This window comes from Paraburkholderia sp. GAS448, from assembly GCF_050435685.1.
Taxonomy (GTDB): Bacteria; Pseudomonadota; Gammaproteobacteria; order Burkholderiales; family Burkholderiaceae; genus Paraburkholderia.
Window position 1 is genome coordinate 19,426 of sequence record NZ_JBNDKT010000022.1, and the last position, 16,745, is coordinate 36,170.

Annotated in this window: 15 protein-coding genes and 1 tRNA gene; 5 read left to right on the forward strand and 11 right to left on the reverse strand. The window is 62.2% G+C overall.

Translation table 11 applies throughout. The annotated features are described in order from the left end of the window. Nucleotides 1–23: 23 nt before the first annotated feature. Entirely contained in the window at nt 24–686 is a 663-nt protein-coding gene (locus tag P3T23_RS31005; protein WP_429319907.1) for an RlmE family RNA methyltransferase, read from the reverse strand. Nucleotides 687–873: 187 nt separating this feature from the next. Between P3T23_RS31005 and P3T23_RS31010 the strand changes: the two genes are divergently transcribed. Next, on the forward strand, nt 874–1,401 hold the full coding sequence (locus tag P3T23_RS31010) for a YhbY family RNA-binding protein (RefSeq protein ID WP_429319908.1): 528 nt from the start codon (nt 874–876) through the stop codon (nt 1,399–1,401). Between the two features lie 169 nt (nt 1,402–1,570). Here P3T23_RS31010 and P3T23_RS31015 read toward each other — a convergent pair whose 3' ends face one another. The 7 genes from P3T23_RS31015 to gloB form a co-directional block, all read right to left on the reverse strand. Continuing rightward, nucleotides 1,571–2,083, reverse strand: coding sequence for a DUF4149 domain-containing protein (locus P3T23_RS31015; protein ID WP_429320013.1), 513 nt, complete (start codon nt 2,081–2,083; stop codon nt 1,571–1,573). A gap of 21 nt (nt 2,084–2,104) precedes the next feature. After that, entirely contained in the window at nt 2,105–2,581 is a 477-nt protein-coding gene (gene greA / locus P3T23_RS31020; RefSeq protein WP_133662336.1) for a transcription elongation factor GreA, read from the reverse strand. A 144-nt stretch (nt 2,582–2,725) separates the two neighbouring features. Continuing rightward, the gene (gene carB / locus P3T23_RS31025) at nt 2,726–5,980 is read right to left on the reverse strand and encodes a carbamoyl-phosphate synthase large subunit (protein WP_429319909.1); all 3,255 of its coding nucleotides are present in this window, start codon (nt 5,978–5,980) and stop codon (nt 2,726–2,728) included. 160 nt (nt 5,981–6,140) lie between these two features. After that, entirely contained in the window at nt 6,141–7,304 is a 1,164-nt protein-coding gene (gene carA / locus P3T23_RS31030; RefSeq protein WP_429319910.1) for a glutamine-hydrolyzing carbamoyl-phosphate synthase small subunit, read from the reverse strand. A 396-nt stretch (nt 7,305–7,700) separates the two neighbouring features. After that, complete coding sequence (locus tag P3T23_RS31035) at nt 7,701–8,942, reverse strand: MFS transporter (RefSeq protein WP_429319911.1); 1,242 nt, start codon at nt 8,940–8,942, stop codon at nt 7,701–7,703. A gap of 192 nt (nt 8,943–9,134) precedes the next feature. Continuing rightward, nucleotides 9,135–10,832: a transglycosylase SLT domain-containing protein gene (locus tag P3T23_RS31040; RefSeq protein WP_429319912.1), complete on the reverse strand. Its 1,698-nt coding sequence runs from the start codon at nt 10,830–10,832 to the stop codon at nt 9,135–9,137. Nucleotides 10,833–10,985: 153 nt separating this feature from the next. Next, nucleotides 10,986–11,777, reverse strand: coding sequence for a hydroxyacylglutathione hydrolase (gene gloB, locus P3T23_RS31045; protein WP_429319913.1), 792 nt, complete (start codon nt 11,775–11,777; stop codon nt 10,986–10,988). A gap of 19 nt (nt 11,778–11,796) precedes the next feature. On the opposite strand from gloB, the gene P3T23_RS31050 reads away from it, so the two are divergent. The 4 genes from P3T23_RS31050 to P3T23_RS31065 all read left to right on the forward strand — a co-directional run bounded on the left by P3T23_RS31050 (nt 11,797) and on the right by P3T23_RS31065 (nt 13,998). Beyond that, complete coding sequence (locus P3T23_RS31050) at nt 11,797–12,624, forward strand: class I SAM-dependent methyltransferase (protein WP_429319914.1); 828 nt, start codon at nt 11,797–11,799, stop codon at nt 12,622–12,624. Then, nucleotides 12,621–13,067, forward strand: coding sequence for a ribonuclease HI (gene rnhA, locus P3T23_RS31055; RefSeq protein WP_429319915.1), 447 nt, complete (start codon nt 12,621–12,623; stop codon nt 13,065–13,067). The genes P3T23_RS31050 and rnhA overlap by 4 nt, the downstream gene beginning before the upstream one ends. A 61-nt stretch (nt 13,068–13,128) precedes the next feature. Then, a complete protein-coding gene (gene dnaQ / locus P3T23_RS31060; RefSeq protein ID WP_429319916.1) occupies nt 13,129–13,875 on the forward strand; it encodes a DNA polymerase III subunit epsilon in 747 nt (248 codons plus the stop codon). Between the two features lie 48 nt (nt 13,876–13,923). Further along, nucleotides 13,924–13,998, forward strand: a tRNA-Val gene (locus P3T23_RS31065). Nucleotides 13,999–14,106: 108 nt separating this feature from the next. Here P3T23_RS31065 and P3T23_RS31070 read toward each other — a convergent pair. From P3T23_RS31070 to P3T23_RS31080, 3 genes are all read right to left on the reverse strand, one after another. Then, nucleotides 14,107–14,556, reverse strand: a complete 450-nt coding sequence (locus P3T23_RS31070) for a hypothetical protein (RefSeq protein ID WP_429319917.1) — start codon at nt 14,554–14,556, stop codon at nt 14,107–14,109. 313 nt (nt 14,557–14,869) lie between these two features. After that, complete coding sequence (locus P3T23_RS31075; protein WP_429319918.1) at nt 14,870–15,784, reverse strand: SMP-30/gluconolactonase/LRE family protein; 915 nt, start codon at nt 15,782–15,784, stop codon at nt 14,870–14,872. Continuing rightward, nucleotides 15,781–16,614, reverse strand: coding sequence for an NAD-dependent epimerase/dehydratase family protein (locus P3T23_RS31080; protein WP_429319919.1), 834 nt, complete (start codon nt 16,612–16,614; stop codon nt 15,781–15,783). Before P3T23_RS31080 ends, P3T23_RS31075 begins: the two co-directional genes overlap by 4 nt. Nucleotides 16,615–16,745: the final 131 nt, after the last annotated feature.

Genomic DNA, 16,745 nt, shown 5'->3' on the forward strand with positions numbered 1-16,745 from the left:
GGCGCACTACCCTGTCGCCGCAATTAACGGGGACGCTTCAGATGCCTACCCAAAATAAACGTTTCGGACGATTTATCCCGTGAAGCCTTGGGCTTACGGGCCGCCACCGTTTTAAACTGCTGCTTGAACTTTTCGACAATCTGGCTGTAACCGCTGCCGTGAAAGCACTTGACTAAAAGGGCACCATCCGGCTTCAAATGGTTTTGGGAGAATTCGAGTGCGAGATCACATACATGCTCGATCCGCGCGGCATCCGCCATGGCCACTCCCGACAGGTTGGGCGCCATATCCGAAATTACAAGGTCCACCTGGCGCTCACCCACTAGTTCTTCCAGTTGCTCGAGCACGCTGTCTTCGCGAAAGTCGCCCTGAATGAAGTGCACGTCGGCGATCGGTTCCATGGGCAGCAGATCAAGGGCGATGATCGTGCCGTCGATGCCGCCCTCCCTCGCCGCATCGCGCTTTGCGCCCTGCGCGAGCTTGTTGCGGGCGTACTGGCTCCAACTGCCCGGCGCGGAGCCCAGATCGACAATGACCTGCCCCGGACGGATCAGATTGTCCTGCTGGTCGATCTCCTTGAGCTTGTAGGCCGCGCGGGCGCGATAACCCTCCCGCTGCGCCATTTTCACGTACGGATCATTGATGTGGTCGTGCAGCCACGACTGGTTGAAGCGGTTTTTTGCCATTAAACGATGAACTCTTGCTGCGTGATGTCGCGCTTTTAGCGGATAATACGCGTTTAATTCGCGCGACTGCCGCCCACTGGGCGATGTTCCGCGCTTCTCTGTTGTTCTGACGACGAGCCGTCCTGCGCGATAACCGAAGCAATCGGGAATGCGGGCGCCGTCATTTTAGTCGAGTCTCCCACTTTCCATGCCCGCCCTCAAAGTTTCCTCCGACCAACGCGCCGAGTTGCGCTCCCAGGCACATGCGCTCAAGCCGGTCGTGCTCGTCGGCGCCGAAGGGCTGACCGATGCCGTCCTGACCGAAATCAAGGTTCACCTGAAGGCGCACCAACTGATCAAGATCCGCGTGTTCGGCGACGAACGCGAAGAACGGCTCGCGATCTACGAACAGATCTGCGACCAGCTGAACGCAGCCCCGATCCAGCATATCGGCAAACTACTGGTGATCTGGAAGCCGGAGGCCGCCGAGCCCGCCGTGAAAGCGAAGCGCGGCACCCTGCCGAGCGCCCGTGAAGCAGCGCAAGACACAAGGCCCGGTAAAGGCCGCGCGCCGCGCGTCGTGAAAGTCGTCAAGCCGTCCGATAGTCCGATGCGCAAGCCAAAGCCGAAGGCAGTCGTGGTTCGCGGCAACGAGCGTGTGACGGCAGGCGGCAATATCAAGCGGGCCAAGAAACGCCAGACCAGCGCGAAGCGCCAGCATCAGACGTCGAAGTAAGCCTGCGGTGGCGGCGATGGTCGCGCCATGCTTGCGCACACTGCGCGCGCCGCTATTCCATCACGACAGCGGCCTTTTTGTGCCGCCCTTACCGACGCCAGCAATTCCTGTTCGCACGAACGGTCCAGCCGGCACCGGCGAATCACGCCCGACACCACGGCCGCACCAATCAGCCCGCGACCTTGCCCGTTCGCGAAGCGGCACGAACATCCCGCGCTGACGTAGAACCCAGCGCTACCGGCAGCTTCCAGGCAAGCACGACGCCAAGCAGGCTCTGGATCAGATAGAACAGGCTCGACACCCCGTGGAGCATGCCGAAGCGTCCCGCATAGGCGGAATGCCCGACATCCGTGCCAGCATTCATCGCAGCGATGCGCAACGCATTCATGAACGGCTGCAAAGCAAAGTAACCGATCAGCACGCACAAGAGCATCCCGGCGAGCAGCCAGCGCAGTTGCCGGTACGCATCGGCGCCACGCCGCACCAGCACATTGCCCAGTGCGAGCAGCAGCACGCCGCACACCACGCCAAGCACCGCTTCGATACGAAACAGCTGCGCGGCGACCGAGCCGGCCGTCATCCGATCCAGCGAGGCGAACAGCACGGGCACCACGGCATAGCCAATCGTAAGCTGACTGCCGACCCACGCCACCGTCAGCAGCCGGAACACGCGATGAGGCATTGAAGACACGGTGCGCCTTTCTTAAACGTAGCGGACCGAGATGATTTCGTACTCGCGCACGCCGCCCGGTGCCTGCACCGAAGCAACGTCGCCTTCCGATTTGCCGATTAGCGCACGCGCAATCGGCGAACTGATCGAGATCAGGCCGTGTTCGAGGTCGGCTTCGTCGTCGCCGACGATCTGATACGTAACTGGAGCGCCCGATTCGAGGTCTTCGAGTTCCACCGTTGCGGCGAACACGACGCGGCCATCCGCATCGAGCGTAGCCGGGTCGATGACCTGCGCGGCAGCCAGCTTCGACTCGATGTCGGCGATGCGGCCTTCGATAAAGCCCTGCTTTTCCTTCGCGGCCTCGTATTCGGCATTTTCCGACAGATCGCCCTGGGCACGCGCTTCCGCGATCGAATTGATGACCGACGGACGTTCAACCGATTTCAGGCGCTGCAGTTCACCACGCAACTGGTCTGCGCCGCGCTTCGTCAATGGAATAGTGCTCATAAACAACTCTTGTCGCAAAAAACGGCCATAAAAAAAATCACCGCGGTTAAGTGCATCCCGGAGGAACCTGGCCGGAACGGAGCCGGTGCCTTGTGGGACGCCGCTTAACCGCGGCACTTACATCTTTGACTCGGATTCGAAGCCTTAGTTTAGGCGAGCATGGAGTCCTTGTAAATCATAGACTTCCAGGTTGCGCAGATAGCGCAAGCCTTCGACCGCCGCGCGCGCACCCGACATCGTCGTGTAGTACGTGACCTTGTTGGCCTGCGCGCTCATGCGGATCGAGCGCGAATCGGCGATGGCGGCGCGCGTTTCATCGACCGTCGTGAAAACGAGTGCGATCTCGCCGTTCTTGATCATGTCGACGATATGCGGACGACCGTCCTTTACCTTGTTGACCACCTTCACCGGCACGCCGGCCGCTTCGATCGCGGCAGCCGTGCCCTTCGTCGCGACGATCGGATAGCCGAGTTCGTGCAGCATGCGCGCGACCTCGACGGCCTTCGGCTTGTCAGCATCCATCACCGTCAGCAGCACCGTGCCCGATTCCGGCAGACGCGAGCCCGCTGCGAGCTGTGATTTGAAGAGTGCTTCGCCAAACGTCTGGCCCACGCCCATCACTTCGCCGGTCGAACGCATTTCGGGTCCGAGCACCGGGTCGACCGCCGGGAACTTGACGAACGGGAATACTGCCTCCTTGACGCTGAAGTACGGCGGGTCGATTTCCTTCGTCACGCCCTGAGCGGCAAGCTTCTGGCCGACCATGGCACGCGCGGCGATCTTGGCGAGCGGCAGGCTCGTAGCCTTGGACACGTACGGCACTGTGCGCGACGCACGCGGATTCACTTCGAGCACATAGATCACGTCCTCTTTCGAGCCGTCCGCCTGCGGCACCTGCTGGATCGCGAACTGCACGTTCATCAGGCCGACCACATTCAGCGCCTTCGCCATCGCGCCCGTCTGGCGCTTCAGCTCGGCAATGGTTGCCTTCGACAGCGAGTACGGCGGCAGCGAGCACGCCGAGTCGCCCGAGTGCACGCCAGCCTGCTCGATGTGCTCCATCACGCCGCCGATGAACACGGCTTCGCCATCGGAGATACAGTCGACGTCACATTCGATCGCGTCGTTCAGGAAGCGGTCGAGCAGCACCGGCGAATCGTTCGACACCTTCACGGCCTCGCGCATATAGCGCTCGAGGTCGCGCGGCTCGTGGACGATTTCCATCGCGCGGCCACCCAGCACGTACGACGGACGCACGACGAGCGGATAGCCGATTTCATCGGCGAGCTTGAGCGCTTCGTCTTCGGCACGTGCCGTGCGGTTCGGCGGCTGGCGCAGACCGAGATCCTGCAGCAGCTTCTGGAAGCGTTCGCGGTCTTCGGCGGCATCGATCATGTCCGGCGACGTGCCGATGATCGGCACACCGTTCGCTTCGAGATCAAGCGCGAGCTTAAGCGGTGTCTGGCCGCCGTACTGAACGATCACGCCGACCGGCTTTTCCTTGTCGACGATTTCCAGCACGTCCTCGAGCGTCAGCGATTCGAAGTAGAGACGATCGGACGTGTCGTAGTCGGTTGAAACGGTTTCAGGGTTGCAGTTGACCATGATCGTTTCGTAGCCGTCTTCGCGCATGGCGAGCGCGGCGTGCACGCAGCAGTAGTCGAACTCGATGCCCTGGCCGATCCGGTTCGGGCCGCCGCCCAGCACCATGATCTTCCGGTTGTTCGTCGGATTCGCTTCGCACTCTTCCTCGTAGGTCGAGTACATGTAGGCGGTTTTCGTCGCGAACTCAGCAGCGCACGTGTCGACGCGCTTGTACACCGGGCGCACGTTCAGTTCGATACGGCGCTTGCGCACGTCCGCCTGCGTCGAGCCGAGCAGCTTCGCCAGACGGCGATCCGAGAAACCGCTCTGCTTCAGATACTTGAGTTCTTCCTTCGACAGGCTTGCGAGCGCGCGGCCCGCCAGCGCCTTTTCCTTCAGGATGATCTGTTCGATCTGGGCGAGGAACCACGGATCGATCGAGGTTTCCTCGAAGATTTCCTGTTGCGTCATGCCGACGCGGAACGCATCGCCGACGTACCAGATACGATCCGGGCCGGCTTCGCCGATCTCGCGGATGATTTCGTCGCGGCTCGTGGTTTTTTCGTCGAGACCGTCGACGCCCACTTCCAGACCGCGCAGCGCCTTCTGGAACGACTCCTGGAAGGTGCGGCCGATTGCCATCACTTCGCCCACCGACTTCATCTGCGTCGTCAGGCGCGAGTCGGCTTCGCGAAATTTCTCGAACGCGAAGCGCGGGATCTTCGTGACGACGTAGTCGATTGTCGGTTCGAACGATGCCGGCGTCTGGCCGCCGGTGATTTCGTTCTTCAGTTCGTCGAGGGTGTAGCCCACGGCCAGCTTTGCCGCGACCTTCGCGATCGGGAAGCCGGTCGCCTTCGACGCCAGCGCCGACGAACGCGACACGCGCGGGTTCATCTCGATCACGATCATCCGGCCGTCTTTCGGGTTGATCGAGAACTGGACGTTCGAGCCGCCCGTGTCGACGCCGATCTCGCGCAGCACCGCGAGCGACGCGTTACGCAGGATCTGATATTCCTTGTCGGTGAGCGTCTGCGCCGGCGCGACGGTGATCGAGTCGCCGGTGTGGATGCCCATCGGGTCCAGGTTTTCGATCGAGCAGACGATGATGCAGTTGTCCTTGGTATCGCGGACCACTTCCATCTCGTACTCTTTCCAGCCGAGCAGCGATTCTTCGATCAGCAGCTCGCGCGTAGGCGACAGATCGAGACCGCGCTTGCAGATTTCTTCGAATTCGTCGCGGTTGTAGGCGATGCCGCCGCCCGAACCGCCCAGCGTGAACGACGGACGGATCACGACCGGGTAACCGCCACTACCTGTTGCCACGGCGATTTCGGCCTGCACCTGTAGCGCTTCTTCCATCGAATGCGCGGTGCCCGACTTGGCCGAACCGAGGCCAATCTTCGTCATCGCGTCCTTGAACTTCTGACGGTCTTCGGCTTTGTCGATCGCTTCCGGCGACGCGCCGATGAGTTCGACGTTGTACTTCGCCAGCACGCCGTGGTGATGCAGATCGAGCGCGCAGTTGAGCGCGGTCTGGCCGCCCATCGTCGGCAGGATCGCGTCCGGGCGCTCCTTCGCGATGATGCGCTCGACCACTTCCCATGTGATCGGCTCGATGTAGGTCACGTCGGCCGTGTTCGGGTCGGTCATGATCGTCGCCGGATTGCTGTTGACGAGAATGACCTTGTAGCCTTCCTCACGCAGCGCCTTGCACGCCTGCGCGCCCGAGTAATCGAACTCGCACGCCTGGCCGATGATGATCGGACCCGCGCCGATGATGAGGATGCTCTTGATGTCTGTCCGCTTGGGCATAACGCTCTCGCTAATGTATTCCTGTGTTCTTCCGCTGGCGCGCTGCACGTTTCACGCTATTCGCCTGCTGCCTTGCTTCGCGCGCGCTCTGTTCTGTTCGCCTTTCGCGAGGCCGCATTTCTGGCCGCCTCGCTGATGCCGCTCATGCCGCCGATGTCGCTTATGCGACCGCGGCCGCTGTCTTGATGCCGGCCCTGTTGCTGTCCATCAACGCTGTGAAGCGGTCGAACAGATAGGCGATGTCATGCGGTCCGGGCGACGCTTCCGGGTGACCCTGGAAGCAGAACGCGGGCTTGTCGGTGAGCGCAAAACCCTGCAGCGTGCCGTCGAAGAGCGACACGTGCGTCACTTTGGCGTTCGCCGGCAGCGTGGCCGCATCCACGGCAAAACCGTGGTTTTGCGACGTGATCACGACGCGGCCGTCCTGCAGATCCTTCACCGGATGGTTCGCGCCATGGTGGCCGGTCTTCATCTTCATCGTCTTCCCGCCGACGGCAAGGCCCATGATCTGATGACCGAGGCAAATGCCGAATGTCGGGATGCTGCGCTCGATGAAGGTCTTCGTGGCGGCGATCGCGTAGTCGCACGGTTCCGGGTCGCCCGGGCCGTTCGACAGGAACACGCCGTCGGGGTTGAGTGCGAGCGCATCAGCAGCGGTGGCTTGCGCCGGCAGCACGGTGACGTGGCAGCCGCGCTCGGCGAGCATGCGCAGAATGTTGTACTTCACGCCGAAGTCGAATGCGACGACGCGATACTTGGGAGCAGCCTGCGTGCCGTAGCCGGCATCGAGACGCCATTCGGTCTGCGTCCACTCGTAGGGCTTTTCCGTCGACACGACCTTCGCGAGGTCCATGCCCGCGAGGCCCGGGAACGAGCGCGCGAGTTCGATGGCTTTGGCTTCGTCATCGGAGCCCGCGAGAATCGCGCCGTTCTGCGCGCCCTTGTCGCGCAGAACGCGCGTCAGCTTACGGGTGTCGATGCCGGCAATGGCGACGACACCTTCGTCACGCAGGTAATCGGGGAGCGTGCGCTCCATGCGGAAGTTCGACGCGAGGACCGGCAGGTCGCGAATGATGAGACCGGCGGCATGGACTTTCGTGGCTTCGACGTCTTCGGCGTTGACGCCGACGTTGCCGATATGCGGATACGTGAGGGTAACGATCTGGCGGGCGTAACTCGGATCAGTCAGGATTTCCTGATAACCGGTAATGGCCGTATTGAAGACAACTTCGCCAATCGTATGACCGGGCGCGCCGATCGAGTACCCACGAAAGACCGTGCCGTCGGCGAGCGCGAGCAGAGCGGGAGAAAATGACGGCAACACGGGAGACTCCTTGGGGAACACCCTGTTGCCGACCTGTCTATCCGACCGTGCGGGCCGCGGCGAGGCGCATCGACAGGATGCGCGCGCAGGCTCGCTCGCGTGTCGCGGCTGACGTCGCCAGGTGCGCGATGTGTCCACGATGTGTCCATTGCGTGGGCGGGATCGGCGGCAGGCGGTACCGTGCAGGGACGTTGGCGACGCGCGGCGGATGAACGGGGTGGGAGAGGTAGGCGCTAGGGTGCGGGTTGATAAGCTCAAACCTTTGAATTATAGCGCGAAAGTGCCTCTTCCTTCAAATCCAGGATAGGCCGGTGACGTCCTGAAACGGTGGGATCGGTGCTTCCGCCTTGCTGCTGGCGGCGCTGCGACCGGAATCGGGGCTCGACCCCGGCGCCCTTACAACTGGCGTTCTGCCTGCACGCGATATTGCTGCGCCAGCGCCCGACTCGGCAACACATACCAGATTGCAGCCAGGACCTGGAGGGCCACCAGAATGCCCCACGCCGTCAGATGCGCAGCCGGCGGGTAACGCCCCGACGTCGCAGGCCACAGCGACAGCACCGCGCCGACGCCGATCTGAAAGCCGAAAATCAGCAGGAAAAGAATCAGCGTGAGCGTCGTGTTCGAACGGCCGATCAGATGCGGCGGAAAGTGCCGCGCCAGCACGGCATAGCTGAGAATGCCCGTGCCGCCGAAAATGCCATAGGCCGCCCACAACAATCCTGCCGGCAGGGGTGCGCGCAACATGATCAAAACCTGCGTCACGACAAACAGCGCCATCCCGATACCGCAGAAGGCGTACAGCGAAATGCCCCGCCGCTCCAGACTGCGTGCCATAGCGCCGAATCCGACGCAACCGGCCATCATCGCCACGCCCAGAATCGATACGAGGGCAGCAGCCGCACCCGGTTGCAGATCCATCACGTCACGCAGCCAGGCGCCGACCCACAGCGACTGCATCGCATAGAAGACACCTTGCGTGACAACCGAGAACGATGCGATTTTCCAGAACGCGGCGCTTTTCAGAATGTGCCAGGTACCCTTGAACTGGCTGACGAGGTCCGCCTGATGGTGGGTATCGCGTGCGTCGGGAGCCACTGTCCAGATCGCCGCGGCGACAGCGATCGTCAGCACGCCGAGCGCGCCGCATACCGAACGCCATCCCGCGAACGTCAGCACCCAGGTCAGGGGCGAGCCGACCGCCACGCCGCCCAGTCCGCCGACCGCCATCACGAGCCCGTTGACGAACGGCAACCGCGTAACGGCGAAGTTTTGCGCCAGCGCCTTGAACGCCGCGCCGAGACAGGCCGACACGCCGACGCCGATCAGCAGCCGACCGAGCATCATCATGCCGACGCTTTGCGCCGCGCCGAACACCCACACGCCAGCCGCCGCGAACAGCAGCAGTCCCGCCGTGACGCGCCGGGGACCAAAGTGGTCGAGCAGCACACCGGCCGGGATCTGCGCGCCTGCAAAGCCGAGGAAATAGAGGCTCGTCAGGAGCCCGAGATCGGCGGCCGACAGCCCCAGGTCGTGCGTGATCAACGGCGCGAAGCCCAGATTGACGCCGCGAAACACGTAGGAAACGAAGTATCCGAGCGAAAACAACAGAAACACACGAAACTGGGTCGACGACATGAGGCGCTGGCGGGTGATCTGAACAGACCAGAGAAGATAAAGGAAATAGGCGCCGCGCGCTGCAATCGTCCGCGGAAATGAAAAACGCCGTCACTACAGGTGACGGCGTTTGAAAAAGCGAGGAGTGATCGGAGCGCAATCCATGCGCTGCCCCCGCAACGCATGTGGTCACCCCTGCGAGCCGCTTGTTATTTACTTGCTCTTCTGCGCGTAGACTGCGGTTTTCGGGCGGCTTGCCTCAGCCTTCGACGCCTTGCTGGCCATACCCGACGAAGCTGCCACCTTCGACACTTTGCCCTTGCTGGCGCTGGCCGCCCCGCTGGCTTTGCTCTCCGGTTGCGAAGCCTTGGCAACGCCGCCGTGGCTACGACCCTTCTTTCTATCGTAGCGCGATTCGGGCTTCGTGTCTGCGACGCGGGTACCGATCTTCTCGACGCCGCCGCCGCTTGCCGGCGTGGCGCTCGCGCGCAGCACAGGACCGGGTTCGGATGGGAGCGCCTTGCCGACAGGCACGTGCAGAACGATCACCTGTCCCGGCGACACCAGATCACGATGCGTACGGTTCCACGCCTTCAACTGGCTGACCGACACGCCGTAGCGGTCTGCCAGCACAGCCATCGATTGCTTGCGCCGCACGCGGATCAGCATCTTGCGGGTATCGGGAACGTCCGGCTCCATTGCCAGCACAGCGCTTTCGGCGACGTCGGCGCTGATGTCTTCGTCGTCATCGTCGCCGCGCGGCACGACGATCGTCGAACCGGGCTTCAGCCGCATGCCTGCGGGGATCTTGTTCACTTCCATCAGCGTGTCCGCATCGACGCCGATCTTTTGCGCGATCGCCGCCGGCGCCGCGCGCTCGGTGACCGTGTACGTAGTCCACGACGACAGCGAGCCGGTGTACGACTTCAGGTTTTGCTCGAAGGCGTTGGCGTTATCGAATGGCAGCAGGATCTGCGGCTGCGTCGCACCGAGAATCACCGGCTTCCTGAACGAAGGGTTCAGCGAGCGGAACTCCTCGGTCGTCATGTTCGAGAGCTTCGCCGCCATGTCGACGTCGATATCGTGCGACGTCGTGACCGTCACGAAATACGGGTGATTCGGAATCTCCGGTAGCGAAAGCCCGTACATCTGGGGATTCGTTACGATGTTCTTGACGGCCTGCAGCTTCGGGACGTAATTGCGCGTCTCGCTCGGCATGCGCAGGCTTTGATAGTCCGTCGGCAGCCCCGCCGCTTCGTTGCGTGCAATTGCGCGCTGTACGTTGCCTTCGCCCCAGTTGTAGGCGGCAAGCGCGAGATACCAGTCACCGAACATGTCGTGCAGGCGCGACAGATAGTCGAGTGCCGCGCTCGTCGACGCCAGCACGTCGCGACGCTCGTCCTGCCACATGTTCTGCTTGAGGTTGTACGTGCGACCGGTGCCCGGCACGAACTGCCACATGCCGGCGGCCTTGGCGACCGACAGCGCCTGCGGGTTATAGGCAGATTCGATAAAGGGCAGCAGCGCCAGTTCGGTCGGCATATGGCGCGCTTCGAGCTCTTCAACGATGTGGTACAGGTATTTTTGCGACCGTTCGGTCATGCGCTGGACGTAGTCAGGGCGCTGCGCATACCAGTTGGCCTGCATGTCGACAAGGTCGCCCTGCAGGTCGGGCATCTGAAAACCACGGCGGATTCGTCCCCACAGATCCGGATCCGAGGTCGTCAACTGGTTGACGGAGCCTTGATCGAGGTTGATCGTTTCTTTGGCGGAGGCGGTCTTGCGGAGGGCGTCAGCAACGGCCTGCTGACTGGCAGGATTAGAAGCAGTGGTATTGCTACTCGCAGCCGGCCCCTGGCTCGCACACGCGGCGAGCATCAGGACCAACAGCGCACTTAGGATAAATCGCATGAAGATCTCGGCGTCCATAGGACTGGAATTTGCTGCCGATAGTACGAAACCACACCGTTTCCGTCAATTAGAAATGTCGGAAAACCTAGCCAAATCTTAGGCTTGGAGAATTTTTCTATTTTTGGCATGAGCATGACCCAGCGTTTTAGTGGGTCAGCGGAACCTGTTCTTCCATTCTCGCATCAATGTGAACGCAGTCAATCGATCCGGCACCGATTCGTGCAACTGTTCCGCGAGCGTCGCCTGGATCGCGGGATCATTGGCGCGCAGGAAGGGGTTCACTGCCCTCTCGTGCGCGATCGTTGTCGGCAAGGTCGGTACTTGGCGCGCGCGCAACGCGGTCGCTTCGTCGCGCCATGTTTGCAACGCATGATTTTGAGGGTCGCAGGCGAGCGCGAAGCGGATGTTCGACAGCGTGTATTCGTGCGCACAATGCACCTCAGTGGCACCCGGCAGCGCCGCGAGCGCATCGAGCGACTCGAGCATCTGGGCGGCCGTGCCCTCGAAAAGCCGGCCGCAACCGCATGCAAACAGCGTGTCCCCACAGAAGACGTGCGGCGTGCCGCGCGAATCCGCCGTCTGAAAATACGCGATGTGGCCGCTCGTGTGACCCGGTACGTCGAGCACGGTGAAATCGAGCGCCGGCGCGGCGATGCTGACGCGATCGCCGCGCTTCAAACGCCGCGTGAGATGCGCGATCGCTTCGCCAGCGGGGCCGTAGACCGGCACCACCTGGCCTTTCAGCAGATCGGCCACCCCGCCGACGTGGTCGGCATGATGGTGCGTGAGTAAAATAGCGCTCAGTTGCCAGCCCCGTTTCGCCAGATACGCGTGAACGGGCGCGGCCTCACCCGGATCGACGACTACCGCATAGCGGCCGTCCGACACGAGCCAGATGTAATTGTCCTCAAACGCCGGGACTGGTACGTACTCGAGCGCATTCATAGGCGACGCATTCTTCAATATGTCTGATCGAACGATTATAGACTGGCCGGCGTGGACCGACTCACCGCCTGGACGCTATGTGCTCCAGTGGGAACAGGCGCAGCTCGACCGCGTGGTATCGGACGTGTTTGGCTATCACGCGCTGCAGCTCGGCCTGCCGCAACTCGATGCACTGCGCGAAAACCGCATGCCGTGCCGCGGCCTTGTGCTCGACGCGGCAAGCGGCGCCAGTGCGCCGTACACGTTTCCGCGTGAACCGGCGTCGGCTGCCGCCCGCAGCCTGCCGGGGCGGCACGCGCCTGCAGGCCGCAGCACGGTCTGGTGCGATCTGCTCGACCTGCCCTTCGAAGCGCAGAGCGTAGATCTGATCGTGATGCCACACACGCTCGAATTCACGAGCGACCCGCACCGTCTGCTGCGCGAAGCCGAACGCGTCCTGATGCCCGAAGGCCAGCTGATCATTCTCGGCTTCAATTCGCTGTCCCTGTGGGGCGCGCGGCAATCGCTCGGCAAGGTAACCGGCAGGCCGTTCGTGCCCGCGCAGCATGACCTGATCGCCTTTACGCGCCTGAAAGACTGGATCAAGCTGTTAGGCTTCGACCTTGAACGCGGACGCTTCGGCTGCTATCGTCCGCCCCTCGTCAGCGATCAGTGGCTCGCGCGTTATGCCTTCATGGAAGCCGCCGGCGACCGCTGGTGGCCCATTTTCGGTGCTTCTTACATGGTGACGGCAATCAAGCGCGTGCGCGGCATGCGCCTCGTCGGCCCGCTGAAGGTGAAGAAGCCCGTCCTTGCTGCGGGACTCGCTCCCGCAGCCACACCGAACACCCGCAACCATCGACAATGACTTCCGATCTCATCGAAATATTCACGGACGGCGCCTGCAAGGGTAATCCCGGTCCTGGCGGCTGGGGCGCGCTGCTGCGCTTCGGCACGCAGGAAAAAGAACTGTTCGGCGGCGAAGCGCTCACGACCAACAATCGCATGGAACTGATGGGCGTCATCGCGGCGCTCGAGGCGTTGAAGCGTCCCTGCAAGGCGGTGGTTCATACCGATTCGCAATACGTGCAGAAAGGCATCAGCGAATGGATTCACGGCTGGAAGAGGAAAAACTGGATGACCGCGGCGAAAACGCCAGTCAAGAACGCCGATCTGTGGAAGCGCCTTGACGCATTGGTGCAGCAACATGAGATCGAATGGCGCTGGGTCAAGGGCCACGCCGGCCACCCGGAGAACGAGCGCGCCGACGCGCTCGCGAACCGCGGTGTCGCCGCGCTTGCCGAAAGCTGAGCGGTGTATGCTCACCCCCTTTCCGTTTTTTCATGCCGCTTTTAAGGCAGGCTGATCCGACATGCGTCAAATCGTTCTCGATACCGAAACCACTGGCCTGAATGCCCGCTCGGGCGACCGCATCATCGAAATCGGCTGCGTCGAGCTGGTGAATCGCAGGCTGACCGGCAACAACCTGCACTTCTACATCAACCCGGAACGCGACAGCGATCCGGGCGCACTCGCAGTTCACGGCCTGACAACCGAGTTCCTGAGCGACAAGCCGAAGTTCGCGGAAATTGCCGATCCGCTACGCGACTTTCTCAAAGATGCGGAACTGATCATTCACAACGCGCCGTTCGACATCGGCTTTCTCGAAGCGGAGTTCGCACTGCTCGGCCTGCCGCCGTTCAGCCAGCATTGCGGCGAAGTGATCGATACGCTCGTCCGCGCAAAAGCGATGTTCCCCGGCAAGCGCAATTCGCTCGATGCGCTGTGCGATCGTTTCGGCATCAGCAACGCGCACCGGACGCTGCACGGTGCATTGCTCGACTCGGAATTGCTCGCGGAAGTGTTCCTCGCGATGACACGCGGCCAGGAGAGCCTCGTCATCGACATGCTGGGCGAGACGTCGGCCCTCGGCGGCACAGATACACCGCGCGTGAAACTGGAAGCGCTTGAGTTGCCCGTGCTGTTTGCCAGCGACGAAGAACTCACCGCTCATCAGAGCGTGCTCGACGGTCTCGACAAGGCGGTCAAGGGCACGAGCGTGTGGCGCCTCGAACCCGCTGCGTCCGTGGATGCCAATGCGGATGCGCAGACTGCTTAAAAAGTGCTTTACGAAGCGTTGGACGTCTGACATAATTCGGCTCTCTTCGGGTGGTTAGCTCAGCGGTAGAGCACTGCCTTCACACGGCAGGGGTCACTGGTTCGATCCCAGTACTACCCACCAGAATTTGCGTGACCCGAAGAATAAAGGCCCTCAGGCGAAAGCCGAGGGCCTTTTTCATTCCACCGCGCATTCCACTGCGCCGCCCCGCTCCGAATAGGGGGCACCGCGTCAGCGCACGTTGCAGAAAATCGCGGTGATGAAGGGCGTGACGTGATGCACGACGGCGTCGCTGCCCGCCTGCCGCACGCGCGCTTCCACCGCTTCCGTCCGGCCGATCACGACGGCGCCGTAGGCCGAGTCCGCAATGGGCTGACCGCTTCCCTGCCTGAAAATCGGATCGTCCTTCTCGTAGCCGAGCACGGCATAGACATGAAAGTCGAATGCCGTCAGATGGATGCCCTTCGCCGGTCGGAACGCATTGATCGAGTTTGCTTCGACATGCATCGGCTCCGGTTCGATATACAGGTTCTCCAGGAGCGGAGCGATGAAAGCGTGCCCGGTTGAGCGACAGTCGAGTTGCGCATCGAGCGGAACGGCGCGCGAAAGCACCGGCCAAAGTGCGACTGAAGCGGCCGCGCCGGTCAGCACGATTCGAACGACTCCTGCGATGCGCTTCATTGGCTTAAGACGCCCCGGTCGATGCGCTCACGGTAACGGGCTTTACCGGTTGAGGAAAAGAGACTTTAACGGCAAATCGAGAATTTATCCTGAACGTCGCGTGCTGTCCTGGGCCAACCGCGCGCGAAACCAGCAAATCAAGTGGACGAGGCGTCCAGCGCGCCGTCGGATGCACTGTGAAACGCAAAAGCCCAGGACCAACGACCTGGGCATTTTACATTTGCGTTTCCGCGTCAACCTGCGTCGGTCGACGCGCGAAAATCCGGCAGCCACATCTACGCGACAACAACATCACGCAGCACTTCCCCGCACCTCACAATGCGCCCGCGTACGCCGGCTCCGACAAGCCCGACACGCCCGCCCGGACGGCAAAGACACATCCATCGTCCTCAGTCGCCCCACTGGCCGGACGAATTGAAGTCACGTACAACGTGTCGAACTCGCGGCCACCAAACGCGCACATCGAAGGCTTCACCGCTGGCACCGCAATCTGCCGGTCGAGCTTTCCTTGCGGCGTAAAGCGCAGCAGCACACCTGCATCGTTGGCACAGGTCCAATAACAACCGTCTGCATCCACGGTTGCGCCATCCGGTCGACCCACGTAGTCGTGCAGATCGGCGAACACGCGCCGATTGTGCGGCGTGCCGCTCTCGACGTCGAAGTCGAAAGCCCAGATCAGGCGCCGCGATGGGTGCGAGTCGGACAGATACATTGTCGTGCCATCCGGCGACCATGCGAGGCCATTCTGTGTAATCAGACCGTCGACCACGGGCGCCGAGAGTTCGCCATTCGCATCGAACCTGAATAGCGCCCCGGCCGGATTCGCCTGCGACATGTCCTGCACCATCGTCCCGGCCCAGAATCGCCCTTGACGATCACAGCGGCCATCGTTAAAGCGCATGTCCGGCGCCGGAAACACCGGCGCGGCAAGCTTGCGGGTTCGAGGCACCGCAGCCTGCGGACCCGCGGACGCCGGCAGCGTCACCGCGAACAATCCTGTCTCGAGCCCCGCCAATCCGACACCGGAGGCGTCGAACGCAATGCATGCGACCTTTTCCGGCAGCGTCCATTCGGACCTCATACCCGAAACAACGTGCAACCGCACGATCTTGCGTGCGGGAATGTCGACCCAGTAAAGCGCCTCTTCCGCCGCTCGCCAGACCGGACTTTCTCCAACCGAAGCCTGCCCTGCCGCCACCACCCGCTCGACCGATACGCCGACGCTCATTGACTACGCTCCATCGGCTCGCCCAGCACGAATGCGCCGCCCTGGTAAAGTTCCGCCGGATCGTTGCGATTGTCGGTCGGCGCGGCCGGCGGAAAAAGACCCGCAAACTGCTCCGAACTGTCCTGCGGATTGAAACCGAGGAACGCCGCCTTCGTGTTGTCCCACCACTTCACCGGATTGTTCGACGCGCCGTAGACGATCGCATGCCCCACGCGGTTCGTGAACAGCGAGCAGCGCACCAGTTCGATGAAGTCGCGATAGCTCAGGTACGTGACGAGCATGCGCGGGTTCTTCGGCTCCTCGAACGACGAGCCGATCCGCACGCAGACCGTTTCGAGCCCGAAACGGTCGTAGTAGTAGCGCGACAGCGATTCGCCAAAGCACTTCGTCACGCCGTACAGGCTGTCGGGCCGCTGCGGTGAGTCGGCGTCGAGCACCGAAGTCGTGGGATGAAAACCGATCGTGTGATTCGAGCTTGCAAATACGATGCGCTTCACGCCGTGCTTGTGCGCCGCCGAGTACAGGTTGTAGAGTCCGCGGATGTTGGCTTCGAGCAGGTCGTCGAACGGGGCGTCGACCGAGATGCCACCCAGGTGCACAATCGCATCGACACCTTCAACGAGAGCGTCGACCGCCGCGCGATCGGCCAGATCAAGCACCGCCAGTTCTTCGTGCGGCGCCGCGTCGTCAAGCGGTGCGATGTCGGACAGGCGCACGATATCGGCCCAGTCAGCGAGCGCGCCTCGCATCTGGCGGCCGAGATTGCCTGCCGCGCCGGTCAAAAGAAGGCGCCGGAAAGGCTTGCGTTGTGCCGCTGGTTCATTGCTCATGTTGGTGCGTCCCTGATATGCGTATCATCGATAATCGCCCTGCTTAAGGAGAAGGACGAGAAAACGTTTTCCTAATATAGAATTGGAGCAACCCTGGCGTCAATCGTTTTGACCGATGCCGAGACTCCCGG

Bases quoted from the DNA above. Each gene is read 5' to 3' on its own strand.
- P3T23_RS31005 (WP_429319907.1), bottom strand. From the start codon at position 686: ATGGCAAAAAACCGCTTCAACCAGTCGTGGCTGCACGACCACATCAAT.
- P3T23_RS31010 (WP_429319908.1), top strand. From the start codon at position 874: ATGCCCGCCCTCAAAGTTTCCTCCGACCAACGCGCCGAGTTGCGCTCC.
- P3T23_RS31015 (WP_429320013.1), bottom strand. From the start codon at position 2,083: ATGCCTCATCGCGTGTTCCGGCTGCTGACGGTGGCGTGGGTCGGCAGT.
- greA (WP_133662336.1), bottom strand. From the start codon at position 2,581: ATGAGCACTATTCCATTGACGAAGCGCGGCGCAGACCAGTTGCGTGGT.
- carB (WP_429319909.1), bottom strand. From the start codon at position 5,980: ATGCCCAAGCGGACAGACATCAAGAGCATCCTCATCATCGGCGCGGGT.
- P3T23_RS31035 (WP_429319911.1), bottom strand. From the start codon at position 8,942: ATGTCGTCGACCCAGTTTCGTGTGTTTCTGTTGTTTTCGCTCGGATAC.
- P3T23_RS31040 (WP_429319912.1), bottom strand. From the start codon at position 10,832: ATGCGATTTATCCTAAGTGCGCTGTTGGTCCTGATGCTCGCCGCGTGT.
- gloB (WP_429319913.1), bottom strand. From the start codon at position 11,777: ATGAATGCGCTCGAGTACGTACCAGTCCCGGCGTTTGAGGACAATTAC.
- P3T23_RS31050 (WP_429319914.1), top strand. From the start codon at position 11,797: ATGTCTGATCGAACGATTATAGACTGGCCGGCGTGGACCGACTCACCG.
- rnhA (WP_429319915.1), top strand. From the start codon at position 12,621: ATGACTTCCGATCTCATCGAAATATTCACGGACGGCGCCTGCAAGGGT.
- dnaQ (WP_429319916.1), top strand. From the start codon at position 13,129: ATGCGTCAAATCGTTCTCGATACCGAAACCACTGGCCTGAATGCCCGC.
- P3T23_RS31070 (WP_429319917.1), bottom strand. From the start codon at position 14,556: ATGAAGCGCATCGCAGGAGTCGTTCGAATCGTGCTGACCGGCGCGGCC.
- P3T23_RS31075 (WP_429319918.1), bottom strand. From the start codon at position 15,784: ATGAGCGTCGGCGTATCGGTCGAGCGGGTGGTGGCGGCAGGGCAGGCT.
- P3T23_RS31080 (WP_429319919.1), bottom strand. From the start codon at position 16,614: ATGAGCAATGAACCAGCGGCACAACGCAAGCCTTTCCGGCGCCTTCTT.